Here is a 26291-nt window from a genome sequence, read left to right as displayed (position 1 = left end):
GTTGACCGCGCTCATATCCTCCTGAGATCCCAGCTTTCGCGCAGGCGGGGATGACGGTGTTCGCTTAAGCTTCCCCTGCGAACTTCGCCACCACTGTCGCATCGAGCCCAGCCGCCTTCAGCGGCATGGCGAAGCTCCGGGCGATCGCGTTGCGGGCCGCATCGCGTGCCAGTCGCATCGGCAGGGCCTCCCCGGCCTGACGCATCAATTCGGCCTGCCCCGCCGCCCTATTTGTGGAATCGAGCTGGGTGGCAACGTCGGTCAGCGCCAGCAACACCCCACCCTCGCCATAAGTCCGCACCTGATCGAGATCGACCTGCGGTCGCGAGACGCGGATCGGCGGCAAGGTGATGGTAAGCGTATGGGTCGCCGCATTCCACGCCAGATCCTGCTGCCGCAAGGCGGCGAGATCGAGTTCGTAGCGGACCATGCCGGGCATGATCAACGTCCGCCGCGCCGCAAACAGGAAGCGATGCTGCTCCGAGGTCACGACCGCGACGAAGCGTGCGGCAAACGGCGTCAGGACCGCTTGCTCGCGCACCGCCTGCAGGCTGGCGGTAGCGATCGTTACCGGATCGGGATTGAGCTCCTTCTTCAGCCGCCAGCCCAAGGCCGCGATGATCCCGGCCGCAACCAGCAGGACGAGCAGGAACGCGCCACCGACCCTCAACACCTGCCGGGTCACGCCGCCAGCGCCCATCCGTCGCCGTCGCGGACCACTTCCTGCCGTGTCTCCAGATCGATCAAATGCGCTAGCACCGACCGGCCGGCCGCACCGTGCAGGCGCGGATCGATGCCGGAATACATGCGCTCGACCATCGACTGGATCGGCAGCGGCTCCTGTCCGAGCAGATCGAGGATCTGCCGCTCGCGCTGGCGGCGGTGCATCGCGATCGCCGACACGAAGCGGCGCGGCTCCTCGACCGGATCGCCATGCGCGGGATAATATATGCGATCGTTGCGCTCGATCAGCTTGCCGAGGCTCATCATGTAATCGGCCATGTCGCCATCGGGCGGCGAGACGACGGTGGTCGACCAGCGCATGACATGATCACCGCTGAACAAAGCGCCACTCTCGCGCAGCGCGAAACAGAGATGGTTGGAGGTATGCCCCGGCGTCGCCACCGCCTCCAGGGTCCAGCCGGGGCCGGACACCGTCTCGCCATCCCCCAGCACACGATCGGGCCGATAGCCGGGATCGAACGACGCATCCGCACGCGGCCCGGCATCCTCCAATACGAGCGGCGCGCAGCCGACGATCGGCGCGCCGGTGACGGCCTTCAGCGCAGGCGCCGCGGGGCTGTGATCGCGATGCGTGTGGGTACAAAGGATCGCGGTGACCGTTTCACCCGCCGTCGCGGCGAGGATCGCGGCGACATGCTCGGGCAGATCCGGCCCCGGATCGATCACCGCGACATCGCCATGCCCGACGATATATGTCTGCGTACCCGTATACGTGAACGGCGATGGATTGGGCGCGAGCAGCCGGCGGACGAGCGGCTCCAGCGTCACGACCCGATCGCTCATCGGATCGATGCGAACCCCGCCGCGACGAGGGCGGATCACTGTGCGGTGACGAGCCCCTGCTCTTCCATCAGCTGCTGCAGCTCGCCGCTCTCGTACATCTCCATCATGATGTCCGATCCGCCGACAAATTCGCCCTTCACATAGAGCTGCGGGATGGTCGGCCAGTCCGAATAGGCCTTGATACCCTGACGGATGCCCTGATCCTGCAACACGTCGACCGTGCCATATTCCACCCCGATCCGCTCGAGGATCGCGATCGCACGGCTCGAGAAACCGCATTGCGGGAAAAGCGGCGTCCCCTTCATGAACAGGAGCACATCGTTCGCCTTGACGGCGGCATCGATGCGGGCATTGGCGTCTTCGGTCATGGCTTGGTCCTCAGGAAGGAATGGCAGTGGTGAGCTGGAGCGCGTGGAGCACGCCCCCCATCCGGCCGCCCAGCGCCTCATAGACACGGCGTTGCTGGATGATACGGGATTGACCCCGGAAACTTTCGGACACGACACGCGCCGAATAATGATCGCCGTCGCCGGCCAGATCCTTGATCTCGATCTGCGCATCCGGGATGGCGGCGCGAATCATCGTTTCAATCTCGTCTGCGGCCATCGCCATTATTGCGACTCGATCAGCTGGCGACGCGCCTCGATCGTCGCGTCGTGGAGCGCGGAGCGAATACCGGCATCGTTCATCTCGACACCGGCGGAGACCAGATCGCCAAGCAGCTTGCGAATGATATCCTCATCGCCCGCTTCCTCGAAATCGGCCTGAACCACCGCCTTGCAATAAGCATCGCTTTCCTCGGCGGTCAGCCCCATCAGCCGTGCGGCCCAGGCACCGACGAGACGGTTGCGGCGCGCGGTGACGCGAAACGCCATCTCCTCATCGCGCGCGAATTTCGTTTCGAAACTGCGCTCACGATCATCGAAGGTGGACATGCATTCGGCTCCCTTTGCTCTGAACAGCAAGATAGGGACCGCGGCGTTAGGGCGCAACCGGACCTTAGCTATCGAAGGGGAAAGCTGGACGTCGGCGCCCCATTGACGTCACGCAGCGAAACCAAGCCTTTACAACCAGGGCCGCTCCACTGCCATCGTGCGCTCATATCCGCTGATCTTATCTGCCATGGCCAACGTCAGGCCGATCTCGTCCTTGCCACCCATCAGGCAATCGCGGCGGAATGGGTCCATGTGAAATTCGAACCGGTCCTGGAACGGCGTGGTGACGGTTTCGGTCTCGAGATCGACGGTGATCGGATCGGTCTTCGCGACCTCCATCAGCCGGTCGATCGCCTCCTGCGGCAGGATGATCGTCGCGATGCCGTTCTTGAACGCATTGCCTGAAAAGATGTCCGAGAAAGACGGCGCGATCACCGCGCTCACGCCCATGTCGTTCAGCGCCCAGGCCGCATGCTCGCGACTCGATCCGCAGCCGAAATTGTCGCCCGCGATCAGGATCGGCGCGCCGGCATATTCAGGATCGTCGAACACATTGCCCGGCTCGGCGCGGATCGTCTCGAACGCCCCTTTCCCGAGGCCCGCGCGGGTTATCGTCTTGAGATAATGCGCGGGAATGATGACGTCGGTATCGACATTCTTGCGGCCGAGCGGGAAGGCGCGCCCTTCGACCGAGGTAACCGGGTTCATCTGAAACTCCCTGCGTGGCTTTTCAGGGCGAGCCACTGCGCCTGCTTGGCGTCGAACGAGATACTGCAATGGGCCGCACTACTGGACGGCAGATCCAGCAGAGCAATCGAGCCGTCATCCACGCCCCATTGCCTGCGGCCGATGGAGGCGGCCTTGCCGCCGTTGAAGGCGATGGCCCGGAGGTTGGGCAGATGCATTGCGAACGCGCGCAAATCGCGCGGCTGATGATCGCGGATCGCGGTGTCGAGACTACCTGCCCGACGCGCCGACTGGATCACGTCCCACAGCCCAATGCCATGCGCGAGCAGGCGATCGAGGCGCGCGGAGTAGCCAAGCATTGGCAGATCCTCGCCGATCACGCCGCCGAGCAGCCGCCAGAATTGATTGGTCGGGTTGGCATAATATTGCCGCGCCGCCAGCGAGACCTCGCCCGGCAAGCTGCCCAACACCAGCAAGCGCGTATTCGCATCGACCGATGCCGGAAACGCCGCCTTCAGCGCTTGCGAACTCACCCCATCAGCTCGCGCACGTCGGTCAGCCGGCCGGTGACCGCCGCCGCCGCCGCCATCGCCGGCGAGACGAGATGCGTGCGCGCACCCGGCCCCTGCCGGCCGACGAAATTGCGGTTGGAGGTCGAGGCGCAGCGCTCGCCGGCCGGAACCTTGTCGGGATTCATCGCGAGGCACATCGAGCAGCCCGGCTCGCGCCACTGGAAGCCAGCCTCGATGAAGATACGATCGAGCCCCTCGGCCTCGGCCTGGCGCTTGACCAGCCCCGAGCCCGGCACGACCAGCGCCTGGCGGATATTGCCTGCGACCTTGCGCCCCTTGGCGACCGCAGCAGCGGCGCGCAGATCCTCGATCCGGCTGTTGGTGCAGCTCCCGATGAAGATATTTTCGACGCCGACATCCTGCATGCGCGTGCCGGGAACAAGGCCCATATAATCGAGCGACTTGCGAGCCGCCTCCTGCTTGGAGGGGTCAGCGAAGCTCATCGGATCGGGTACGCTGCCGGTGATCTGCACGACGTCCTCCGGGCTGGTGCCCCAGGTCAGGCTCGGTGCGATCTCGTCGGCGTGGAGCAGGACCACCTTGTCGTACACCGCGCCCGGGTCGGTCGGCAGTGTCCGCCAATGATCAACCGCTTTCGCCCATTCCGCGCCCTGGGGCGCCATCGGTCGGCCGGCAATATAGGCAAAGGTGGCTTCGTCGGGCGCGATCAAGCCCGACCGCGCACCATGCTCGATCGCCATGTTCGAAACGGTCAGCCGGCCCTCGATCGACATGGCGCGGATCACCTCGCCAGTATATTCGACGACGTAGCCAGTGCCGCCGGCGGCGCCGACCTTGCCGACGATCGCCAGAATCACATCCTTGGGGCTCACGCCGAAGCCGAGCGTACCGTCGACCCGGATTTCCATCGTCTTCGATTGCTTGAGCAGCAAAGTCTGGGTGGCCAGCACATGCTCGACCTCGGACGTACCGATCCCGAAAGCGAGCGAGCCAAGCGCGCCGTGGGCAGCGGTGTGGCTGTCGCCGCACACCAAGGTCGTGCCCGGCAAGGTGAAACCCTGCTCGGGGCCGACGACATGGACGATGCCTTGCTCAGGCGCGATCTCGTCGAACAATCGGATCCCGAACTCGGGCGCGTTGCGCCGCAGTGCAGCAAGTTGGTTCGCGCTTTCCGAGTCGGCGATCGGAATGCGATGTCCCTGCGCATCGACACGCGCAGTCGTCGGCAGATTATGATCCGGCACGGCCAGCGTGAGATCGGGACGACGCACCTTGCGCCCGGCAACGCGGAGCCCTTCGAAAGCCTGAGGGCTCGTCACCTCGTGAACGAGGTGGCGATCAACATAGATCAGGCAGGTGCCGTCATCGCGGCGCGAGACGACGTGTGCGTCCCAAATCTTTTCGTAGAGGGTGCGGGCTTTGCTGGACATGATGGCCGCAGATAGGCGCGCGGATCGCCCCGCTCAAGCATAACAAAGCTTATCCCGTAGCAACCAAATCGTCGCAATGGAAAAGGGCGCCGGATCGAAATCAGACGCCCTCCAACAATTCATTGATGCAATCGCCTCAGACCAGCGAATGCTCCGGGCGACGGCGGCGAAGCGTCGCGCCCATCAGGCCGAAGCCGGCGATGAACATCGCCCAGGTCGCCGCTTCGGGAACCGGTATGACGATCGCCGGAACCGGATCGGTCGAGAATGTCCCGGTGGAATTGGCCCTGAACGTCTTCAACGCATTGCCCGTGCTATGCGCCAAACTCGGCGTGATCGACGTCAGCGAAAGTGAGAAGTCCTTGTCCACGGTCGGAAGGAAATTCAGGAACGCCGAAGTGTAAGTAATCGTGCCGGCATTGGCACCACTGGTTGCGTCGCGAACGCCGCCCGATGAAGTTCCGTTGATCGACGCGTTGGTGAACGTCGCCGACAGCAGGTTGGTACCCGCTGCATAGGTGTAGCCCGAGATCGTGATAGGCGCAGTGCTGATGATCGAAAAAGAGCCCGTAAGCCCCTTCTGAGTTTGCTGCGGTCCGAGGCTGGACGCCGCCACGTTCGTTACGGTCGCCAGCAAAGTGAAAGTCGCAGTGACATTGGAGACGACGTTCAGGCCGGGCTGCAGGAACGAGAATTTGATGGTCGTCGAACCAGCAGTCGAGCCGTTAGTGGAACTCGTGAAGAGGGTACCGCTCTTGCTGCTCGCACCATCGCTCGCGCTGTTCTTCCAATAGATATTGGAGCTCGAATTGACGGCCGAGTAAGATGCGAAACTGGTGATGGTCGCCTGCGACGGGGTCGCAACGAGCATGCTGGCGGCTATTGTTGCGGCAGCAAGCCCTGCCCCCACATTCAGCTTGGGAAAAAACATGTACCACTACCCCTCTACTGACGGCCATGTCGGACGATCGACGGGAACCTAGGGCAAAGGTTAACTCAATGTCAACCATTTTTGTGCAGATGCGAAGTTAACCATTTGCGGTTAACTCGACGGTCCGGTAATTCCGGCAACGAGCGTCCCATAGACGATATCCATCACAGCGCATGATCAACCGGAAGTCCCGGCATTTACCTACCGTCGCAACGAACTGCGCTGGGCGGAAGGACACCGGTTCTATTGAGAACCCGCTATTGTTTCCCGAACCCCGACCCGGATCCTACTAACAACCTCTTCAAGGCGGGCGGCAGGTGGAGATCGAACTCATGATCGCCGTCGGCGAGACGAGCCAAAAAAAGGCGTTGAACCAGAGTTCAACGCCTTTTTTACTGATTGACCAAGTAAATCAGGCCAGCGAGTATTCCCGGCGCCGGCGAAGCGATGCGCCGATCAGGCCGAAGCCACCAATGAACATACCCCAGGTCGCCGCCTCAGGAACCGCGAAAATGGGGAGCGGCGCCGGATCGGACGAGAAGTTACCGCTGCTATTGCCGCTGAACGAGCCGAGCGCGGTATTGGCATTGTTCGACCTGAGCTTCGATGCAATAGACGCCAGCGACAGGGCGAAATCGCGATTGACCGTCGGCGCAAAGTTCAGGAAGTCCGACGTGTAAGTAATGGTCGAACCATCGCCCGTCGAATCGAGCTCTCCACTGGTAGATCCAACCCCACCGAAGATACCCGAATCGGTGAACGTGGCGGACAGAAGGTTCGACCCCGAAGCATAGGTATGGCCAGCAACCGTGATTGCGGACGTGCTGATGATCGAGAAGTTGCCGGCAATCGTCGGCTGATAGAAAAAGGAACCATCCGTCAGCGCGGGCGCGTTCGTCGCAGTGGCCAGCAGCGTGAAATTCGCCGTTACGCCGGAAACGACGTCCAGCCCCGGCAGGAGGAAGGAAAACTTGATCTGCACGCTGCCTGGCGTGCTCGCGCCCGGCGCAATCGTGTAAATCGAGCCGCCCGAACCGGAGCCGCCCGAACCATTGTTCTGCCACCCGATGTTATTGCTGGTATCGATAGGCTGGTAATCCGCGAACGTTACCGTGGCGCTCGCCGGCACCGCCGCGAACATCGCCGCACCAACGATCGCGCCCATTGCCCACTTGGTCGAAACCATTACCGCCCCCTACATACACAAGACCCGCGCATGGGCCATCTGCTGGATGCAGTGCAGCAAAGGTTAACTCCATGTCAACCAAAAAGCGGCGCCTTCCATCAGATTAAGAGGTCTTTAGGGGTTTCCATCGGCAAAAAATGCCCCATAACTACGAATCATGGTTAAGGACGGCCCGGCTGGAGCCAGTCCCGAAACGTGCGGCGGTAATATTCGTCGAACAATTCCATCGGTAGGCCGGTCGGTTTGACCGACGTCGAATTCCACAACATCGCCACACCGAATCGCGCATCCGGATCGAAGATGATCAGCGACCGCGATCCTTTCACCGCGCCGCGGTGCCAAACCAGGTGATGGCCTTCATAGATCGATGAACGAAAGCCGAGCCCGTACGCACTGCTTTTAAGAATCTGATCGTAATCGGCGCGCCCGCGCTGCGGCGTGAGAACACGCGGCACATGGAGTTGGAACAAAAGATCCTGCGGCAGTACGCGCGGCGCGCCGCCCATCTGGGCGCGCATCCAGATGCCCAGATCGACGATCGTGCTGGAGACGCCCCCTGCCGCCGGAATGCGGAAATAGGCCTCGGGCACTGGCAACTCGCGCCGGCCATCGTGTGGACGCGCCCAACTCTTCTTTCCGACATAGCCGTCGCGCGTCGTACTGGCGCTGGTCATGCCGAGCGGCCCGAACAGGATCGTGTGCGCCGCTTTATCGTACGACAGGCCGCTCGCCTTCTCGACCGCCTCGTGCGCCACATCATAACCGATATTCTGATAGGCAAAACAGGTCCCGGGCGGGCACATTGGAAAGAGTGGGCCGTACGAGCCGCGAATCTCCCCGGATCGACATTGTCTTCCAGCCGATCGTCATAAGCATTCTTGACGATGCCGAGGCGATGCGAAAGCGCGTCGCCGAGCGTCGCGACGTTCTGATTATTTTGCGGCAATTTGAGCGTCGCCGACCATTTCGAGATCGGGTCGTCCAGTGATAATTTGTGCGCCGCAGCAAGTTTGACGACGAGCGTGGAACCCACGCTCTTCGAAAGTGACGCCCAGCGGAACTGGGTCTGCGCGCTGACGCGATCGCCCGAGCCCGCAACCGTCTCGCCATAGCCTTTGACAAACGCGAGCTGCCCATCCTCGATGACAGCGACGCCCAACCCCACCATATCGCGCCGTTCCATCAGCTGGCGGATACGAGCATCGAGGTGGGTGTAGTCGATCCGATAGGCTTTGGGATTGAGCGGCCCCGCCCCGAGCCTGCGCTCGGCTCGGTTGGCGGTATATTCGCCTTGCCGGGCCGGCGCCTCCGCGACGAAATGGCGCGCGATCACCGCCAGTTCGATCGCAATCAGGGCGACCAGCACGATCGCGATCCATCGCGCCACCGCGGGGACATGCCACGGGCGATGCCTAGGGGGATTGGGTCGTGTCGGCGGTATCACGTTGGAAAAGCCATTGTCGGCGAGGCTCTGGCGGCGATGGCCAAGGCCGTCAACGCATTGCGGGCTCGGCTCATCGCGCAATATCATGCGACGAAACGTCGTGGTCGATGAGCGGCGGGGTCAAGCCAAGCCCGATCAGTCCTCGTAGGCAGCGGTCGTCTTGGCCGCGACCTCGTCCGCCGTCACGCCCGGTGCCAGCTCAACCAGCTTGAATAGCGATTTATGATCGGGCCGCGAGAACACGCACAGGTCGGTCACGATCATGTCGACCACATTCTTGCCGGTCAGCGGCAGGGTGCAGGCCGGAATGAACTTGGGATCGCCGTTCTTGCTGGTATGCTCCATCACGACGATAATCTTCTTGACGCCGGCGACGAGGTCCATCGCGCCGCCCATCCCCTTCACCATCTTGCCGGGGATCATCCAGTTGGCGATGTCACCCCCTTCCGAAACCTCCATCGCACCGAGCACGGTCAGGTCGATATGACCGCCACGGATCATCGCAAAGCTGTCCGACGAGGAAAAGAAGGACGATGACGGCAGCTGGCTGATCGTCTGCTTGCCGGCATTGATCAGATCGGGATCGACCTCGTCCTCATAGGGGAAGGGCCCGATCCCGAGCATGCCATTCTCAGACTGGAGCGTCACCTCGACACCCTCGGGCACGTGGTTCGCCACCAAAGTCGGGATGCCGATCCCGAGATTCACATAATAGCCGTCCTTCAGCTCCTTGGCGGCACGGGCGGCCATTTCGTCGCGGGTCCAGGGCATCAGTGCTTCACCTTCTTGGAAACGGGATACGGAGCCGGCGAAGGGCCGGGATCGCGCCATTGCTTGTCCTTGGGAAAGATCTCGTCAGAGCCGCCCTGCAGCGCCGATCCGTAGACTGGGTTGGGCAGCACGAACCAGCCATTGCCCCAAAGCTCGGCTATGCCCGGCAAGGCGGTCGCGGCGCGGCGCGCGGCGATGCCGTTGGGTTCGGTGTTGAACAGATCGGTGAAGTCGCCGAGCTGATCGCCACCCATCGCCAGGACGCAATAACGCGCCGAAATCGTCTGACGGCGGCCGTCCTTGCGCGATCCGGTCGCGTCATCACCCATCAGGAACAAGGTTTCGCCATGGCGCGCGGGGCCGAGCCCGGCAGCATCGATCGCAGCCTGCGCGCCGGCGGCGTTGGCGAGCGCCCGGTTGGTATTGAAGATCACGGTCACGCCAAGCGCCCGGATATGATCGAGCGCTTCGCGGGCGCCCGGCGTCGGCAACACATAATTGGCGCCCGTTTTTTCCCACCGGTCCCACGCATCGTCGTTGAAGGTCTTCCGGCCGGCGGCCAGATCGTCATATTCGGCGCCGAGATTGAGGATCGACGTCTCGTCGACATCGAGCACGATCGCAGGTGGCTTGCTGCCACAATCGGGGAAATGCGGATCGGCGAGGCTCGCGTCGGGCGCGAGCACCACGCTGCGGCGTTTGCCATCGGTCATCGCGCCGTCGACGAAAGTGGTGAAAGCGTGCCACACCCCGCGGCTGAGCGCCGCTGCTTCGCCCGATCCGAAGAGATATTGAATGCCGTGCAGTTGCTGCGGAACCGCCGGTGGTTCAGGTGGCACGAAGCTGTGCTGCCTGGCCGGCCTCTTCGCAAACGCGCCCTCGCCCGCCCCGATCCCCGAGACGAGCGTCAGTACGGCCGCTGCGGCCAGACAGACGGGGCGCCGGCTCACGCCGCCTGGCGCTGCCGGACGGTGCGGAACTCGATCTTCTTCTCGTAGGGCGCGCCCGAGATCAGCCGCTTGATATAGATGCCGGGTACATGGATCGCGTCGGGATCGAGGCTGCCGACCGGCACGATTTCCTCGACCTCGGCGACCGTGATCTTGCTCGCAGTCGCCATCGGTGCGTTGAAGTTGCGGGTGGTCTTGCGGAAGATCAGGTTGCCCGCCTCGTCGGCCTTCCACCCCTTGACGATCGACAGATCGGCAACGATCCCACGCTCGAGCACATAGATCTCGCCGTCGAACTCTTTGGTCTCCTTGCCCTCGGCGACCACGGTGCCGACACCGGTCTTGGTGTAGAAGCCGGGGATACCTGCGCCCCCTGCCCGGCAACGTTCGGCGAGCGTACCTTGCGGGCAGAATTCCACCTCGAGTTCGCCAGCGAGATATTGACGCTCGAATTCCTTGTTCTCGCCGACGTAAGACGAGACCATCTTGGCGATCTGACGGGTGCGCAGCAATTTGCCCAGGCCCAGGCCATCGATGCCGGCATTGTTCGAGACGCAGGTCAGCCCCTTTATCCCCGATGCCTCGATCGCGTCGATCAGCCGCTCTGGAATGCCGCACAGGCCGAAACCGCCCGCACAGATCGTCATGCCGTCGAACAATAGCCCGTCGAGCGCGGAGGCGGCATCGGAGTAGATCTTGTTGGCCATGACGGTCCCTCGCAGGAGAAAGATCGGATCGGACGTCGCCCCGCTCCGCCCTGCCCGCATAGGCAAGCGCGACACAAATGGTCAATTGCGGCGCGTTGCCTCAAACGGCGTTACGATGATAGCGCGGGCGCATGACGAAGCTTCGCACCGGCGGCCGTATCCTGGTCGATAACCTGATCGCACAACGCTGCGACCGTATCTTCACCGTTCCGGGCGAGAGTTTTCTCCCCGTGCTCGACGCCTTGGTCGATGCGCCATCGATCGATCTGGTGGTGTGCCGGCAGGAAGGCGGGGTCGGCTTCATGGCCGAGGCCGACGGCAAGATGACCCACCGCCCCGGCATCGCCTTCGTCACCCGCGGGCCTGGTGCGACCAATGCGTCGATCGGCGTCCATGTCGCGATGCAGGATTCGACTCCGATGATCCTGTTCGTCGGCGACGTCGCCCGCGACGCGCGCGACCGCGAAGGCTTCCAGGAGGTCGATTTCCCTGCTTTCTTCGGCCCCTTGTGCAAATGGGCCGCGCAGATCGAAAGCGCGGCGCGCATTCCCGAATATGTCGCCCGCGCTTACGCAACCGCGATCTCGGGCCGGCCGGGGCCGGTGGTGCTCGCTTTGCCCGAGGATATGCTGGAGGAAGAAGCCGAGGCCGTCGATCGGCCGGCAGTCGCACGTCCGATACAGGCGTGCGACCCGGCGGTGCTTAACACGCTGTTCGACAAACTACGCGCTGCCAAAAGCCCGATCGCAATCGTCGGCGGCGCCGATTGGGACAAAGAGACGGGCGAAGCTTTCGCGCTTTTCGCGATGCGCAGCGGGCTGCCGGTCGCGGTCGCGTTCCGGCGGCAGGATGCGCTGCCCAATGATTGCCCGGTCTATGCCGGCAATCTCGGTTATGGCCCCAATCCCAAGTTGATCGAGCGGATCAGGCAGGCCGATCTGGTGCTCGCAGTCGGAACGCGGCTCGGTGAGGCGACCACGGACGGCTATACGCTGATCAGCCCCGATCATCCGGATCAGGTGTTGATCCATGTCCATCCCGATCCCGACGAACTGAACCGCGTCTACCGCACCGACCTATCGATCTGTGCGGATTCGACGAGCTTTGCGCGTCTGCTGGCGGCGACAGCCGACGAAACCTTCGTGGGCTCGCCAAGCGGCGGCGAGGCGCATGCACAATGGCTGGAGTGGAGCACCCCGCAGCCCAACGGCGCCGCCCTCGATCTCGGCCTGTGCTGGGGCACGGTGGGCGAACAATTGCCCGGCGACACGATCATCTGCAACGGCGCGGGCAATTTCTCCGCTTGGGCGCATCGTTTCTGGCGTTATGCCGCACAGCCGAGCCAGCTTGCCCCCACCGCCGGCGCAATGGGCTATGGCCTGCCCGCCGCCGTCGCTGCCGCGATCCGCTTTCCCGAACGCCGCGTGCTGTGCGTGGCCGGCGACGGCGATTTCCTGATGAACGGCCAGGAACTGGCGACGGCCGCCCAATATGGCGCGCGTCTGCTCGTCCTGCTGGTCGACAATGGTGCCTATGGCACGATTCGAATGCATCAGGAGCGGCGCTACCCGAGGCGTATCTCGGGCACGGCGCTGGCCAATCCCGATTTCGCCGCGCTCGCCCGTGCCTATCATGGCTGGGCGGAGACGGTCGAAACGACCGAACAATTCGCCCCCGCTCTCGCCCGCGCGCTGGAGCAGCCGGGGATCGCGTTCCTGCACCTCAAGACGGATATCGAGCGGATCAGCCCTGCGTTAACGGTCTCAGGACTGCGGGCGGGAAAATGACACAAGGGATCGAGGCGGGGGATGCTCGTCCCATCCTCGTGTTCAATTCGGGCGTCGGGGGCCTATCCGTCCTCGCCGAAGTCCGCGCGGCCATCCCGCTCGCCCCGATCGTCTATGTCGCCGACAACGCCGGATTTCCCTATGGCACGAAGACCGAAGCGGAGATCGCCGCACGCGTTCCTGCCTTGCTCGGCAGACTGGCGGAGCGTTATCGCCCGCGGCTGATCGTCATTGCCTGCAACACCGCCTCGACGATCGCGCTGGCAGCGGTGCGATCGGCGCTTGATCTGCCGATCGTCGGCACCGTTCCCGCGATCAAACCCGCTGCCGAACGATCGCGTGCCCGTGCCTTAGGCGTGCTAGGAACCGAGGCAACGGTGCGCCAACCCTATGTCGATGATCTCTCCGCGCGCTTTGCGGGCGATTGCCTCGTTCTGCGCCATGGCTCGGCGCGGCTGGTCGAGTTGGCTGAAGCAAGACTGCGTGGTGAGCCGACCGCCGACACCGATTATGCCGCCGCGCTCGAAGGCCTACTGGGCCAACGGGGCGGCGACCGGGTCGATACGGTCGTACTGGCCTGCACGCATTTCCCTTTGGTGCGGGACCGGCTTGCCGCAGTGGCGCCACGCGCGATTGATTTCGTCGATGGCGCGGCGGGGATAGCACGGCGCGCGCTTTTTTTGACAAAGGGCCAAGGCTGGCCCGAAAAACCGGCCACGGGGACAATAGTCTTTACCGCTCCGCTAGATACGGCGCCCTATTTCTGCACGACACTCGCGGACCGCGGACTGGAGCGGATCGAATTGCTCTAGTTGGGTGCTGCGTCGCAGCGAAATGCGATCATCGCAATTGACTAATCTTTAACCTCCCCTGCTATCAAAGAGGGTGAAAGCGATCGGCTCAGGCAACCGATCGAATGCTGCACCGCGGGGGAAAACGATGAGCACCGATATCGCCGCCAAGCCGGAAATGCTGGCGATGAGCGTCGCCAAGATGGGTTTCCTGGTGGATCGCCTCAACCGGGACTGCGCACCGCTCCAGTTCGTGCGCGAGCTCACCAAAAATGCGATGCAGGGCATCGAACGCGTGCCGGGGCAGGTCGGCGAAATTCGCTGGGACGTCGATTGGCGGCGCCACAGCCAGACAGGCCCGGGATCGGCGATGAAGCTCTCGATCGTCGATACGGGATCGGGAATGACCGGCCCCGAGATGGTCGAGTTCATCAACAAGCTCTCCTCCTCGATCCACCAGCAATCGGACACAGGCAATTTCGGCGTGGGTTCGAAGATCGCCGCCGCGCCGCTCAATCCGGAAGGCATGGTCTATCTGAGCTGGAAGGATGGCGCCGGCGCCATGATCCACCTCTTCAAGGACGCTACCGGCGAATATGGCCTGCGCCGCTTCGAGAACGGCCTCTACTGGCAGCCCATCGACGACGCGATGAAGCCGGAGCCGATCAAAGATCACGGCACGATGGTGGTTCTGCTCGGTCGCGATGCCGATGATTCCACCATCGACGCACCTGTCGGCACGCAGAACCCCAACCAGTGGATTCTGCGCTACCTCAACACGCGCTTCCTCGAATTCGCGCCGGGCACGACAGTCCGCACCCGCGTCGGGTGGCGATCTCCGTTCGGCTCGCCGCAGAACGGCCTGCCCGCGGTGAGCGGCATGAAGCCATGGCTCACGCGCAATTCCCAGAGTTTCGGCGCCGCCATTCTCCCCAAATCGGGTGCTACCGTCCATTGGTGGATTCTCAAGGCGGACGCTGAATCGGGCAATTGGAACTACATTCCCGAAGGCCATATCGCTGCGCTCTTTCAGAGCGAGCTGTATGAGATGCAGATCCGTACCAGCGGCTTCGTGCGGATGCAGTCGTTCGGCATATTGTTCGGCGCCGAGCGGGTCGTGCTCTATGTCGAGCCCAATCCGAGCGCGACCTCGCTCGTCACCGCCAATACGGCGCGTACGCACCTGCTGGTCAACAATCAGGGTCTCGACTGGGGCCAATATGCGATCGAGTTCCGCGCGCTGATGCCCGCCGAACTGGTCGCTTTCCAGGAGAATTTCGGCGCCGACAGCCAGCGCGAGCAGCGGACCGAACAAATTCGCGACCGGCTGAAAACGCTGCGCTCGCTCTTCCAGTTCGGCGGCTACAAGAAGCCCGTGCAAAAGCCCGCCGCGCCATCCAAGCCGGCCGAGGCCAAGCCGGCACTGCAATTGGTCGACAAGCCCCAGCCGCCCAAGCCCGAAACGACGGCGATCGACAAGCCGAAGCCCAAGCCCGCCCAGCCCGATATCCTGTCGCAATTCGCCGACGAGATCGATGACGGCATGGAGAAGATCGAGACCCCGCCTCAGCCGGAAACGCGCTGGGTCAGCGTGGTCGATGGCTCGCGCGGCCCGAACGATATGGTCAAGCGCGCTGCCCGTTACCTGCCCGAGCATAACATGCTGCTCATCAACGGCGACTTCAAAGGCTTCAACGACCTGATCGACCGCTGGACCGAGCGCTTCATCCATGTGCCGGGCGCGCGTCAGGCAGCGCAGGCGATCGCGCGCGAATGGTTCGAGCAGCAGCTCATCGAAACCATCATGGGCGCGATGTCGCTGAAGGAGGATGTGAGCTGGACGATGGCCGATCTGGCGGGTCTCTGGACCGAACATGCGCTCACCGCTGCCGCGATGCCGCGCTACCATGTCGATCAGGTCATGCGTAAAGCGATGATCGAGCGGCTGGGACCGGCGGTGCGCGCGGCCTGAGCCCCGGTTCTCGTCACCCCAGCGCAGGCTGGGGTCTGGTGAGAGACGAGGTGCGCGCGCTTCCTCCTGAGATGCCAGCCTTCGCTGCCGGGACGTCTTTGGGTCTGATGATCGAACGAATGTGACGGTTTCGCGCTGGCAAATCGGCGTTCGTATCGCTAAGTGCCGCACCGATTTGGTGCCAGGGATCACGTCGTTGGATTATAACCGCGTTTTCACCCAGGCGATTGATCGGCTTCATGCTGAGGGTCGCTACCGGGTTTTCATCGACATCCTGCGCAACAAGGGGATGTTTCCCAATGCGCGCTGCTTTGCGGGGCATAACGGCCCGAAGCCGATCACGGTGTGGTGCTCGAACGACTATCTGGCGATGGGCCAGCATCCCGATGTGATCGCGGCGATGGAGGAGGCGCTGCACGATGTCGGCGCGGGATCGGGCGGCACGCGCAATATCGGCGGCAACACGCATTACCATGTCGATCTGGAATATGAGCTGGCCGATCTCCACGGCAAGGAAGGCGCCTTGCTGTTCACGTCGGGCTACGTCTCGAACGAGGCGACGCTGTCGACGCTGGCCAAGGTCCTGCCCGGCTGCGTGATCTTCTCGGATGAATTGAACCATGCCTCGATGATTGCGGGCATCCGCAATTCGGGCTGCGAGAAGCGCGTCTTCCGCCACAACGATCTCGAGCATCTCGAGGAGTTGCTGGCCGAGGTCGATCCCGAAACGCCCAAGCTGATCGCGTTCGAGAGCGTCTATTCGATGGACGGAGACGTCGCGCCGATCCACGCCATCTGCGACCTGGCCGACAAATATCAGGCGCTGACCTATCTCGACGAGGTCCATGCCGTCGGCATGTACGGCCCGCGCGGCGGCGGCATCTCGGATCGCGACGACGCGGCCTCGCGTATCACCGTGATCGAGGGCACGCTCGGCAAGGCGTTCGGCGTGATGGGAGGCTACATCGCCGCCGACAAGATGATCATCGACGTGATCCGCAGCTACGCGCCCGGCTTCATCTTCACCACCAGCCTGTCGCCGGTGCTGGTCGCGGGTGCGCTGGCGAGCGTGCGCCACCTCAAGGCGTCGAGCGAGGAGCGCGACGGCCAGCAGGCGGCGGCAGCCACGCTCAAGGCGCTGATGGAGGAAGCCGGCCTGCCGGTGATGCCGTCGACCACGCATATCGTGCCCTTGATGGTGGGCGATCCGGTCAAGGCCAAGCGCGCGAGCGACATCCTGCTCGCCGAATATGGCGTCTACGTCCAGCCGATCAATTATCCGACCGTGCCGCGCGGCACCGAGCGCCTGCGCTTCACCCCCGGCCCCGCCCACAGCGAGGCCATGATGCGCGAACTCGTCGAGGCCCTCGTCGAAATCTGGAGCCGAATGGAAATGCGGCTCGCCGCCTGAGCGGCGGCGGCCTCCTGTTTCCGATTGTCTCGAGCGAAGTCGAAGGGCTCGATGCTGGCGGTCCCCCTACTTCGCTCGAGATGGCTGGGCGATTGAGAATTATCCTTTCCTCCGCTCCATCCGCGACACGATCGCGCGCCGCGTCAACGCATCCACCCGCGCCGCGCGGTCATCGGCCAGCGACAAGGCGGACAGTGAGCCGGGCTTTGGCGTTCGCGCACCGTGCACCGGCTGGCTTGGCGCCGGCCAGCGCAACAGCTTCGCGCCGTTGAGGATCAGCAGCAGCCCGATCAGCGACAGCACGAAGCTCGCCAGCACCAACCCCACCTGAAGCAGTGTCGCTCCCTGCGGCGGTTCGGGCATGATCGCGCGGAGCCATAGGCACACGCCCCAGCTTGCCGCGACGCACATGCCGCCGATCGCGCGCGCGATGAGATCGCGGCCGCTCATCGATGCGCTCCCTTGAGCAGCAGTCGATCGGCGATCCGGCGAATCTCGCCGGCTGCCGCCCGCCGCGCGAAGATCGGCAGCCGTTCGAGCGCGTCGCGTGCGCAGAGCAGGATATCGACGCTCGCATCCTCCTCCTGCGCCAGCGCATCGAGAATATCGCCCGCCTCGAATGCTACGCCGATCGCCGGATCACGCCAGGTGCGCGTCGCCCAGCGTGCGATCATCACATCGTCCCCCGACAGATCGACGCCGCGTCCCTCGATCGCGACGAACCCCAGCCCACGCGCCCGCACGAGCGCGCGGATCAGGGTCGCGCCCGATCGGCAGCCGATATCGACGATTCGCACGGCGTGACGGCCGGCTGCCTGCATTTCCAGCAGCGCCGCGTCGATCAGATGGGCAATCCGCCGCTCGTCCGGCGACAGGACGCGCGGCGCAACGAGGCCTGGGAGAGGAGCCAGACTTGCCATGGCCGCCTCCTCAGCAGACGACGCGCGGCGTCAGCGGGTCCGCCGACAACTGCACGCGCGCCGAAGGATAAGCGTGGCGTTCCCACCGCGCGAAGTCGAGTGCGGCGGCACGCGACACGAAGCAGCCCTCCAGCGCCCCGCCCTGCTCCTGCACCAGCCAATGGCCATGGCTATCCTGCCCGACCAGCAAGGTGACGGGGGCAGGGTCCGAAAGTGATTGCAGCATCTGAACATGCTCGAAGCCGGAAGGGAACGTCCGGCGCGGATCAGCGCAACCTTGCGCGATCGACGCCCAATTAGGCCCTGCCGCCGTAGGTTATCGATACGGCCCGTCCGGCATCGGCATAAGGTTTTCATAGGTTTGGCCCGCCAGCGCGGCAGATTTGCAGCATTAGCCAATGTTTGATCCGCCCCAAGCGATGCTTGGTGGCGCTCCGGAACAGGCTTCCCTAGAGAGGCCCGCATCCGAATCACCTGTCAGGAAGAACCGCGTGGCCCGTATCGCCATCGCCTCCGATCATGCCGCCGTCGACCTCAAGGATCTGCTTGCCGGCTGGCTGCGCAAACAAAGTCATGACGTGCAGGATCTCGGCACGCATGGCAGCGAGCGGGTCGACTATCCCGATTATGGCTATCGTCTGGCGCGGGCGATCGCGGATGGCGATGCCGATTATGGCGTCGCGATCTGCGGCTCGGGCATCGGCATCTCGATCGCGGTCAATCGCGAGCCTTCCTGCCGCTGCGCGCTCGTGAGCGAACCGGTCAGCGCCGCGCTTGCGCGCCAGCACAACAATGCCAATGTCGTGGCACTCGGCGCACGTCTGATCGGCGAGGACATGGCCAAGGCGTGCATCACCGCTTTCCTCGCCACCGACTATGAAGGCGGCCGTCACGATCAGCGCGTCGCCAAGCTTTCCCACCCAAGCCTCACCAAGGAGTCCGTATGAGCACCAAACCCGCCTTTTTCGCGGACGCTCGTGAGGGTTTCTTCACGCGAGGTCTTGCCGCAATCGATCCGCAGGTCGCGGAAGCAATCGGGCTCGAACTCGGCCGCCAGCGCGACAAGATCGAGCTGATCGCCTCGGAGAATATCGTCAGCCGCGCGGTGCTCGAGGCGCAGGGATCGGTCCTCACTAACAAATATGCCGAGGGCTATCCCGGCCGCCGTTATTATGGCGGCTGCGAATATGTCGATATCGTCGAGCAGCTCGCGATCGACCGCGCCAAGCAATTGTTCGGCGCGAATTTCGCCAATGTGCAGCCCAATTCGGGCAGCCAGATGAACCAGGCGGTGTTCCTGGCCCTGCTCCAGCCGGGCGACAGCTTCATGGGGCTCGATCTCGCCGCCGGCGGCCACCTCACCCATGGATCGCCCGTCAATATGTCGGGCAAGTGGTTTAAGCCGATCCCCTATGGCGTGCGGCGTGACGACCAACTGCTCGATATGGACGAGATCGCCGAGACCGCGCGGCGCGAGCGGCCGAAGCTGATCATCGCCGGCGGCACGGCCTATTCGCGCATCTGGGATTTCAAGCGCTTCCGCGAGATCGCCGACGAGATCGGCGCGTACCTGATGGTCGATATGGCCCATTTCGCCGGGCTGGTCGCGGGCGGCCTTCATCCCAATCCGGTGCCGCACGCGCATGTCGTCACCACCACCACGCATAAGTCGCTGCGCGGCCCGCGCGGCGGCATGATCCTCACCAACGATGAGGACATGGCGAAGAAGATGAACATGGCGGTGTTCCCCGGCCTGCAGGGCGGCCCGCTGATGCACGTCATCGCCGCCAAGGCGGTCGCCTTCCACGAGGCGCTCCAGCCCGAATTCAAGGCCTACGCGCAGAATATCGTCGACAATGCGCGCGCGCTGGCGGAATCGCTTCAGGCCGAGGGCCTCGACATTGTCTCGGGCGGCACCGACAACCATCTCATGCTGGTCGATCTTCGCCCCAAGGACGCCAAGGGCAAATATGCCGAGAAGGCGCTCGATCGCGCATCGATCACCTGCAACAAGAATGCCATCCCCTACGATCCGGCCAAGCCGTTCATCACCTCGGGCATTCGCCTCGGCACGCCCGCGGGCACGACCCGCGGCTTCGGCACCGCCGAGTTCCGTGAGATCGGCGCGATGATCGCGGAAGTGGTCGACGGCCTGCGCAAGAATGGCGAGGCCGGCGATGGTCAGGTCGAGGAATCGGTTCGCGGCCGGGTCGAGGCTTTGTGCGCGCGCTTCCCGATCTATCCGGGGCTTTGACGCTCAAGCATGCGCTGCCCCTTCTGCGCCCATCCCGACAGCCAGGTTAAGGACAGCCGCCCGACCGAGGACGGCGCCTCGATCCGCCGCCGCCGCCAGTGCGAAGGCTGCGGCGCGCGTTTTTCGACGTTCGAACGCGTCCAATTGCGCGAGCTGACGATGGTCAAGAAGGACGGCGCGCGCGAGGCGTTCGATCGCACCAAGCTGGAACGCTCGATCGCGATCGCCGCACGCAAACGCCCCGTGACGAGCGAGCAGATTGATCGCCTCGTCTCGTCGATCCAGCGCCAGTTGGAGACGAGCGGCGAGAGCGAGATCGACGCCAACCGGGTTGGCGAGATGGTGATGGATGGGCTCCAGCGGCTCGACAGCGTGGCCTATATCCGGTTCGCGAGCGTCTATAAGGATTTCCGCGAGGCGAAGGACTTCGAGGATTTTGCCGGCAGCGTGAGCGAGATCGGGAAAGAGTGACCACCTCGACTGCGCTCGGGACGGACGGAGCGGTGTTGCCCCAACCCGCCATCGTCCTCGTCCGCCCGCAACTCGGCGAGAATATCGGCAAGGCTGCACGGGCAATGCTCAATTTCGGGCTGACCGATTTGCGCCTCGTCGCCCCGCGCGACGGCTGGCCCAATCCCGGCGCGGGGCCGGCCGCATCCGGCGCCGATAGCGTGCTCGAAAACGCCAGACTGTTCGACAGCGTCGCCGAGGCCGTCGCCGATTGCGAGAATGTCTACGCCACCACCGTGCGCAAGCGTGGCGTGACCAAGCCGGTCGTCCGCCCCGACGAAGCCGCCGCCGCGATCCACGCCGGCCCAGGCCGCTCCGCCATCCTGTTCGGCCCGGAGCGCTCAGGCCTCGACACCGACGATGTCGCCGTCGCACGCACGATCCTGACAGTGCCGATCAACCCAGAATTCGGCAGCCTCAACCTCGCCCAGGCCGTGATCCTCGTCGCCTATGAATGGTCGAAGGCCGAGAAACTCGCCCAGCCGCCCGTCACCGAAATCGATCCCCCTGCCCCGCAGGCGGAGCTCGACGGGATGATCGCCCAGCTCGATGCGATGCTCGATCAGGCCGGCTATTTCTTCCCGCCCGATCGCGCATCCGTGACGCGCCGCATGCTGCGCACTCTGCTCACCAAGCCACGCTGGAGCAGCCAAGAAGTGCGCACCGTGCGCGGCATTCTCTCTACGCTCGATAGGCCGCGTCCGTCACGCGGTTGACTTTTGTCATCCGCGCGGTCATAGGCGCGCCCTCGCAATTGGCCCCGCACCCCTGGTGAAGCGGTGGCCCTGCCCTCCTCTTTGGAAAAGCAGCGCGGTCCCGGGGATTTCGTTTGGGCATTTCGTTCAAGCGCGACGCAATTGAAGGAAGACACATGTCGAAGCGCACCAGCGCCAAGCATAAGCTCGATCGCCGCATGGGCGAGAATATCTGGGGCCGTCCCAAGTCGCCTGTCAACAAGCGCGAATACGGTCCCGGTCAGCACGGCCAGCGCCGCAAGGGCAAGGTTTCCGATTACGGCACCCAGCTCAAGGCGAAGCAGAAGCTGAAGGGCTATTACGGCGACGTCACCGAGAAGCAGTTCAAGAAGGCCTATACCGAGGCGTCGCGCATGAAGGGCGATACCTCGCAGAACCTGATCGGCCTGCTCGAGCGCCGCCTCGACGCGGTCGTCTACCGTGCCAAGTTCGCGCCAACGATCTTCGCCGCGCGCCAGCTGGTCAGCCACGGTCACATCCGCGTCAACGGCGTGAAGTGCAACATCGCCAGCCGCCTCGTGAAGCCGGGCGACGAGCTGACGCTCGGTAGCAAGGCGCAGGAAATGGCGCTGGTGATGGAAGCGCAGGGTCTGTCCGAGCGCGACATCCCCGATTATGTCGCCCCCGACGGCGCCACCAAGGTCACCTATATCCGCGTTCCCACGCTGGACGAGGTGCCTTACCCGGTGAAGATGGAACCGAACCTGGTCGTCGAATTCTATTCGCGCTGATCCGGTTTCCACTGGAACACGAAAGGGCGGTCCTGCGGGGCCGCCCTTTTTGTTTCAGCCTTCGATCTTCATCGCCGTGCGCAGGAAACGATCTGCCTGATCGAGCATCTTGGCGCGCACGTCGCTGTCGTCGAGTTGATGATCGAGCCCCGGGAAGATCACGAGCGTGCTGTCCTTTCCAGCCCTTTTGAGCGCCTTGTCCATCGCCTTCGACTGATCGACCTGCACGTTGGTGTCATGATCGCCATGGAACATCAGCACGGGCACCCCGATGCGGTCGGCATGGCGCGCGGGCGATCCCTTGCTGACGATATCGCCCGATCCGATCTGCTGCGCGACGATATCGGCATCGGTGTAATCGCGCGCAGCCGCCTTTTGCATGCCGAGATCGGTGACGGGCGCCACCGCCACGATCGCCTTGAACAGACCGGGTTCCACCGCGCTGACCTGAAGCGCCGCATAACCGCCATAAGACCAGCCAACGATCGCAAGCTTTGCCGGATCGGCCTTGCCCTCGCTCACCAGCCAACGCCCGGCATCGCGCACGTCCCCCATCGCTACCTCCCAATCGTGGAAGGCATTGTTACGGAAGAAGGCATCGCCATAGCCGGCCGAGCCGCGATATTGCGGCTGGATCACCGCATAACCGCGCTGCGCGAAGAACTGGACGAGCCAGTCGAACCCCCAACTATCGCGCAACGAAGGTCCGCCATGCGGCATCACGATCGCGGGCAGGCCTTTCGCCTCCGTCTTCCCCGGCGGCAGGGTCAGATAAGCGGGGATGACCGTTCCGTCCGCCGCCTTGAACGTCATGCTGTTCTGCGGCGCCATCGTCAGATCGTCGATGCCGATCCGGGCATCCACCAGCGGATCCATCCGACGCGTGGTGCGATCAAGAATGAAGTAGTGGCCAGGATCGACATCGCTGCCGGCCCACACGATCAGCTTCTGCTCGTCGGCACTGGCGCTCAACAGACGGATAAGTGGAGTCTTCGGCAATGCGCGGCTGAGAGCGGCGCCCAGCGCCTTATAGGCCGGATCGAAATAATCCACCTGCGGCTGATCGGTCTCGTAATAATCGCCGATGACGCGGCCATGGCGGCCGATCGTGACGACATCGTCGATATCGACATCCTTGTGGCTGGCCACCAGATCGGCCTTGAAGCTGCCGTCAAGTGCGACGCTGTAGAGCGCATCGCGTCCTTCGAGCGATCGTACCGCATAAGCGAGGTTGCGCGCGCCATCCACGGCGAGCGGCCGGAAATTCTTGCCGTCACGCCCCACTTTCGAAAAGGGCTTCCAACTCGTGTCACCCTGTTGACGATAGGTGTAGGTCGTCGAGCCGAGCAGATTGCCCCCGCCATCACGATCGGGCGTGGCACGAATGCGGATGTTGCCCTGTCCGTCCGACAGGAACCAGCCAACAACGGTGTTGGGCCGCTCGATATTGGTGCCACGCCCGGTGACAGTATCCACGCGATCGATCCCGATCCCGTCGAAGCCGGCGCTGCCGCCACCGTTAGGCACATAATCGCGGGTCATCAAAACCTTGCCGTCACCCGGCCCCCAATCGACGATGTCGCCGTCGAATTGGGAGATACGCGTCGCATCGCTTCCGGGCCGGCGGCCGAGATAGACGTGATTCTTGCCGTCGAGATCGATCGCGATCGTGCGGGTGAAGGGGATCGGCGCGCCCTGCCCGAACAGGGTGCCGGCATATTTGCAAACCAGCCGCGTGTCGGAGGACCAGCCGCATGCGACGACATCGGCATTGTCCGAATTCCCGCACCCGACCACCTTGAGCGCCTGAGTCTGCGCGTCAATCACGATGACGTAGCTTTCGTGGCCGGTTCCGGGGGAGATGAAGACCGCATGCTTGCCGTCGGGCGACAGTTCGATGCCGCGGACCTGCTCGCGCATACCGAATATCTGTGCGAGCATCTGTTTGGGCGCTGGCTTATCCGGTTCGGCCCCCGCCGCGCTTGTCATAATGACAAAACCGGCCAGGAAGGCCCCATTCCAGCCCGATCTCATCTTTCCCCTGATCATCGTCATTGTCCGATCGCAGCGCGCAGGAATGCATCGCTTTCCACCAGCAGCTTGGTGCGCGCCGCCGTGTCGACCAATTGGTGATCGAGCCCGTCGAAGGTGATCAGTTGCACCTTGCCGCCCGCCGCCTTCAGCCGCGACGCCATATAGGTCGATTGCCCACAATCCACATTGGCATCCATCGTGCCGTGGACGAGCAGGACCGGCACCTTGATCTTGTCGGCGTTCTGGGCAGGCGATCCGTCATGGATATGCGGTCCGCTGCCGATGAAATCGCGCGCCAGCAGATTGTCGCTCCAATCGGCGCTCTCATTCTTGAGCATGGCGAGATCGGTGACCGGCGCGACCGCCACCACCGCCTTGAACAGATCGGGCGCGATCACCGCCGATTGGAGCGCGGCATAGCCGCCATAAGACCAGCCGACGATCGCCAGTTTATGCGGATCCGCGATGCCCTGTGCCACCAGCCAGCGCCCGGCATCGGCAACGTCGCCGACCGCGGTGCGCCACGATCGAAAGCCGTTATTCTGATACCAGGCGTCGCCATAACCGCTCGATCCGCGATATTCGGGCTGCAGCACGGCGAAGCCCTGGGCCGCATAATATTGCGGCAGCCAATCGAAGCCCCACGTGTCGCGATCCGAGGGGCCGCCGTGCGGCATGACGATTGCGGGAAGGCCCCTCGCGTTCTCCTTGCCGGTCGGCAACGTCAGGAAAGCGGGAATATCGGTGCCGTCGCCGGCTTTGTAGCGGATCGGCCTCATCGTCGCGAGCGTGCGTCCTTCGAGCTCGGGGCGTGCCGGCGACAGGATGTGCAGATCATGTTTGTCGCGATCGAACAGGTAATAGAGCCCCGGATCGGTGTCGCTGCCGGCAAAGACAAGCAATTTCCGCTCGTCGACACTGGAATCGGCGATCCAGACGTTTGGATTCTTGGGCAGGGCACGCCCCAGCGCTGCCGCCAGTTTGGCGATGTCGGGATCGATATAGACCACGTGGCGGGTATCGGTGTCGTAGGAGGCGCCGACAACGCGGTTGCGCCGGCCGATCCGGACCAGCCCATCGACGTCGACATCGTCGCGCGCCAGAACCAGTTTCTCGGTCAGCGAGCCATCCAGCGCCACCGTGTAGAGCGCCAGCCGGCCATCCTTTTTCTTGAAGCCGTAGGCGAGGTTGAGATCGTGATCGACGGCGAACGGATTGAAGCCCTCGTCCGTCGTGCTGTTATAGTCCGACAGTTTTTCCCATTCACGCGATCCGACCCGGCGATATTGATAGGTGAAGAGGCCGCTCTGCTCGTTGTTCGGCCCGGTGATCCCGTAGGTCGCCCGAATGCGGACGGTGCCACGGCCGTCGCTGATATAGTCTGCCGCCCGCTCGTACGGCAGTTCGATCGCCTTGAGCGACAATGTGCTGGTGTCGATCCGGTCGACGCCGAGCCCGTCGCGGGTCGACCCAGCACGGCTGCCGAGATGGTCGTCCGGAATGTAGCGGCGGGCCATCAGCACGACGCCGTCCTCGTCGGGCAGCCAATCGACGACCGATCCACCCCCGAGCTGGATGCCGCGGCTATATTCGTTTTGGCGTGTGCTGAGTTCGCGCAGATTCTTCCCATCGGAGTCGATCGCGAACATGCGGCTGAAGTGCACCTTGCGCCCCTGAACATCCGCGACGCCGACGACCCGGCAGACCAATCGCTTGTTGGACGCCCAATTGCAGCTGCCCAGGCGTTCGAGCTTGCCGTCGGAATTCAGAATGGCGCGCGGCAGCGCCCCGTCCGCCACGTCGCGCACGAAGAGCACCGATCCCTGCGCCGTGGTCGGTGCGATGAAGGAGAGCTTCGTCCCGTCCGGCGAGAGGCTCACATCCTCCGCCGCAGCCCGCGCACCGAACGCGGCCGCGATCTCGGCCGGTGTTTCGGCTTTCACCGCGAGCATCGGGCATATCGTTAGCACGGCCAGCATGGCGCCACGCAACCTGTCCATCAGGTCTTCTCCCGAGACGCTATGG

The 26291-nt window shown here is 63.7% G+C and carries 27 protein-coding genes and 1 pseudogene; 9 read left to right on the top strand and 19 right to left on the bottom strand.

Features of this window, described 5'->3' with window-relative positions; all coding sequences use genetic code 11:
* Nucleotides 1–64: 64 nt before the first annotated feature.
* The 14 genes and pseudogenes from AB4Z44_RS03855 to AB4Z44_RS03790 form a co-directional block, all read right to left on the bottom strand.
* Nucleotides 65–685 (bottom strand): DUF4230 domain-containing protein, encoded by a 621-nt coding sequence (locus tag AB4Z44_RS03855; protein WP_404712758.1) that lies wholly within the window; start codon nt 683–685, stop codon nt 65–67.
* On the bottom strand, nt 682–1527 hold the full coding sequence (locus AB4Z44_RS03850; protein WP_404712757.1) for an MBL fold metallo-hydrolase: 846 nt from the start codon (nt 1525–1527) through the stop codon (nt 682–684). Before AB4Z44_RS03850 ends, AB4Z44_RS03855 begins: the two co-directional genes overlap by 4 nt.
* 35 nt (nt 1528–1562) lie before the next feature.
* Nucleotides 1563–1895, bottom strand: coding sequence for a Grx4 family monothiol glutaredoxin (gene grxD, locus AB4Z44_RS03845; RefSeq protein ID WP_404712756.1), 333 nt, complete (start codon nt 1893–1895; stop codon nt 1563–1565).
* A 10-nt stretch (nt 1896–1905) separates the two neighbouring features.
* Nucleotides 1906–2139 (bottom strand): BolA/IbaG family iron-sulfur metabolism protein, encoded by a 234-nt coding sequence (locus AB4Z44_RS03840; RefSeq protein WP_404712755.1) that lies wholly within the window; start codon nt 2137–2139, stop codon nt 1906–1908.
* A complete protein-coding gene (locus tag AB4Z44_RS03835; RefSeq protein WP_404712754.1) occupies nt 2139–2462 on the bottom strand; it encodes a DUF1476 domain-containing protein in 324 nt (107 codons plus the stop codon). Before AB4Z44_RS03835 ends, AB4Z44_RS03840 begins: the two co-directional genes overlap by 1 nt.
* 129 nt (nt 2463–2591) lie before the next feature.
* Nucleotides 2592–3170: a 3-isopropylmalate dehydratase small subunit gene (gene leuD, locus AB4Z44_RS03830; protein WP_404712753.1), complete on the bottom strand. Its 579-nt coding sequence runs from the start codon at nt 3168–3170 to the stop codon at nt 2592–2594.
* A complete protein-coding gene (locus tag AB4Z44_RS03825; protein WP_404712752.1) occupies nt 3167–3682 on the bottom strand; it encodes a DNA-deoxyinosine glycosylase in 516 nt (171 codons plus the stop codon). The genes leuD and AB4Z44_RS03825 overlap by 4 nt, the downstream gene beginning before the upstream one ends.
* Entirely contained in the window at nt 3679–5112 is a 1434-nt protein-coding gene (gene leuC, locus AB4Z44_RS03820) for a 3-isopropylmalate dehydratase large subunit (RefSeq protein ID WP_404712751.1), read from the bottom strand. Before leuC ends, AB4Z44_RS03825 begins: the two co-directional genes overlap by 4 nt.
* Before the next feature lie 136 nt (nt 5113–5248).
* Nucleotides 5249–6043: a PEPxxWA-CTERM sorting domain-containing protein gene (locus tag AB4Z44_RS03815; protein ID WP_404712750.1), complete on the bottom strand. Its 795-nt coding sequence runs from the start codon at nt 6041–6043 to the stop codon at nt 5249–5251.
* A gap of 412 nt (nt 6044–6455) precedes the next feature.
* A complete protein-coding gene (locus AB4Z44_RS03810) occupies nt 6456–7229 on the bottom strand; it encodes a PEPxxWA-CTERM sorting domain-containing protein (protein WP_404712749.1) in 774 nt (257 codons plus the stop codon).
* Between the two features lie 161 nt (nt 7230–7390).
* A pseudogene (locus AB4Z44_RS03805) lies at nt 7391–8397 on the bottom strand (serine hydrolase domain-containing protein).
* 411 nt (nt 8398–8808) lie between these two features.
* Nucleotides 8809–9444 (bottom strand): 3-oxoacid CoA-transferase subunit B, encoded by a 636-nt coding sequence (locus AB4Z44_RS03800; RefSeq protein ID WP_404712748.1) that lies wholly within the window; start codon nt 9442–9444, stop codon nt 8809–8811.
* A complete protein-coding gene (locus AB4Z44_RS03795; RefSeq protein ID WP_404712747.1) occupies nt 9444–10394 on the bottom strand; it encodes an HAD family acid phosphatase in 951 nt (316 codons plus the stop codon). Before AB4Z44_RS03795 ends, AB4Z44_RS03800 begins: the two co-directional genes overlap by 1 nt.
* On the bottom strand, nt 10391–11101 hold the full coding sequence (locus AB4Z44_RS03790) for a CoA transferase subunit A (protein ID WP_404712746.1): 711 nt from the start codon (nt 11099–11101) through the stop codon (nt 10391–10393). The genes AB4Z44_RS03795 and AB4Z44_RS03790 overlap by 4 nt, the downstream gene beginning before the upstream one ends.
* A gap of 131 nt (nt 11102–11232) precedes the next feature.
* Here AB4Z44_RS03790 and AB4Z44_RS03785 point away from each other — a divergent pair, with 131 nt between their 5' ends.
* The 4 genes from AB4Z44_RS03785 to hemA all read left to right on the top strand — a co-directional run bounded on the left by AB4Z44_RS03785 (nt 11233) and on the right by hemA (nt 17062).
* Nucleotides 11233–12888 carry a thiamine pyrophosphate-binding protein gene (locus AB4Z44_RS03785; protein ID WP_404712745.1) on the top strand — a complete coding sequence of 552 codons (1656 nt, stop codon included), beginning with the start codon at nt 11233–11235 and terminating at the stop codon, nt 12886–12888.
* Nucleotides 12885–13700 carry a glutamate racemase gene (gene murI, locus AB4Z44_RS03780; protein WP_404712744.1) on the top strand — a complete coding sequence of 272 codons (816 nt, stop codon included), beginning with the start codon at nt 12885–12887 and terminating at the stop codon, nt 13698–13700. The genes AB4Z44_RS03785 and murI overlap by 4 nt, the downstream gene beginning before the upstream one ends.
* A 127-nt stretch (nt 13701–13827) precedes the next feature.
* Nucleotides 13828–15651, top strand: coding sequence for a hypothetical protein (locus AB4Z44_RS03775; RefSeq protein ID WP_404712743.1), 1824 nt, complete (start codon nt 13828–13830; stop codon nt 15649–15651).
* Nucleotides 15652–15847: 196 nt separating this feature from the next.
* Nucleotides 15848–17062: a 5-aminolevulinate synthase gene (hemA, locus tag AB4Z44_RS03770; RefSeq protein ID WP_404712742.1), complete on the top strand. Its 1215-nt coding sequence runs from the start codon at nt 15848–15850 to the stop codon at nt 17060–17062.
* A 99-nt stretch (nt 17063–17161) separates the two neighbouring features.
* On the opposite strand, the gene AB4Z44_RS03765 is transcribed toward hemA, so the two are convergent.
* The 3 genes from AB4Z44_RS03765 to AB4Z44_RS03755 are packed head-to-tail and all read right to left on the bottom strand — an operon-like array spanning nt 17162 to nt 18208.
* On the bottom strand, nt 17162–17512 hold the full coding sequence (locus AB4Z44_RS03765) for a hypothetical protein (protein ID WP_404712741.1): 351 nt from the start codon (nt 17510–17512) through the stop codon (nt 17162–17164).
* Nucleotides 17509–17982, bottom strand: coding sequence for a hypothetical protein (locus AB4Z44_RS03760; protein ID WP_404712740.1), 474 nt, complete (start codon nt 17980–17982; stop codon nt 17509–17511). Before AB4Z44_RS03760 ends, AB4Z44_RS03765 begins: the two co-directional genes overlap by 4 nt.
* A 10-nt stretch (nt 17983–17992) precedes the next feature.
* Nucleotides 17993–18208 carry a hypothetical protein gene (locus tag AB4Z44_RS03755; RefSeq protein WP_404712739.1) on the bottom strand — a complete coding sequence of 72 codons (216 nt, stop codon included), beginning with the start codon at nt 18206–18208 and terminating at the stop codon, nt 17993–17995.
* 265 nt (nt 18209–18473) lie between these two features.
* Here AB4Z44_RS03755 and rpiB point away from each other — a divergent pair, with 265 nt between their 5' ends.
* The 5 genes from rpiB (at nt 18474) to rpsD (ending at nt 22232) form a co-directional block, all read left to right on the top strand.
* Nucleotides 18474–18929, top strand: a complete 456-nt coding sequence (gene rpiB / locus AB4Z44_RS03750) for a ribose 5-phosphate isomerase B (protein WP_404712738.1) — start codon at nt 18474–18476, stop codon at nt 18927–18929.
* The gene (gene glyA / locus AB4Z44_RS03745; protein ID WP_404712737.1) at nt 18926–20236 is read left to right on the top strand and encodes a serine hydroxymethyltransferase; all 1311 of its coding nucleotides are present in this window, start codon (nt 18926–18928) and stop codon (nt 20234–20236) included. Before rpiB ends, glyA begins: the two co-directional genes overlap by 4 nt.
* A gap of 9 nt (nt 20237–20245) precedes the next feature.
* Nucleotides 20246–20707 carry a transcriptional regulator NrdR gene (gene nrdR, locus AB4Z44_RS03740; RefSeq protein WP_404712736.1) on the top strand — a complete coding sequence of 154 codons (462 nt, stop codon included), beginning with the start codon at nt 20246–20248 and terminating at the stop codon, nt 20705–20707.
* Nucleotides 20704–21462 (top strand): RNA methyltransferase, encoded by a 759-nt coding sequence (locus AB4Z44_RS03735; RefSeq protein ID WP_404712735.1) that lies wholly within the window; start codon nt 20704–20706, stop codon nt 21460–21462. The genes nrdR and AB4Z44_RS03735 overlap by 4 nt, the downstream gene beginning before the upstream one ends.
* 155 nt (nt 21463–21617) lie before the next feature.
* On the top strand, nt 21618–22232 hold the full coding sequence (gene rpsD, locus AB4Z44_RS03730; protein ID WP_404712734.1) for a 30S ribosomal protein S4: 615 nt from the start codon (nt 21618–21620) through the stop codon (nt 22230–22232).
* 54 nt (nt 22233–22286) lie between these two features.
* Here the strand turns inward: rpsD and AB4Z44_RS03725 are convergent, their stop codons facing one another.
* Together AB4Z44_RS03725 and AB4Z44_RS03720 are read right to left on the bottom strand one after the other, a co-directional pair.
* Nucleotides 22287–24152, bottom strand: a complete 1866-nt coding sequence (locus AB4Z44_RS03725) for an alpha/beta hydrolase family protein (protein ID WP_404712733.1) — start codon at nt 24150–24152, stop codon at nt 22287–22289.
* 131 nt (nt 24153–24283) lie between these two features.
* Nucleotides 24284–26266, bottom strand: a complete 1983-nt coding sequence (locus AB4Z44_RS03720) for an alpha/beta hydrolase family protein (protein WP_404712732.1) — start codon at nt 26264–26266, stop codon at nt 24284–24286.
* Between the last annotated feature and the right edge of the window lie 25 nt (nt 26267–26291).

The sequence above is a fragment of the Sphingomonas sp. MMS24-J13 genome (assembly GCF_044905095.1).
In the GTDB taxonomy this organism is placed as follows: domain Bacteria; phylum Pseudomonadota; class Alphaproteobacteria; order Sphingomonadales; family Sphingomonadaceae; genus Sphingomonas_I.
Note: the sequence above shows the minus strand (reverse complement) of the source record. Positions and strands in the feature narration are given on the sequence as shown.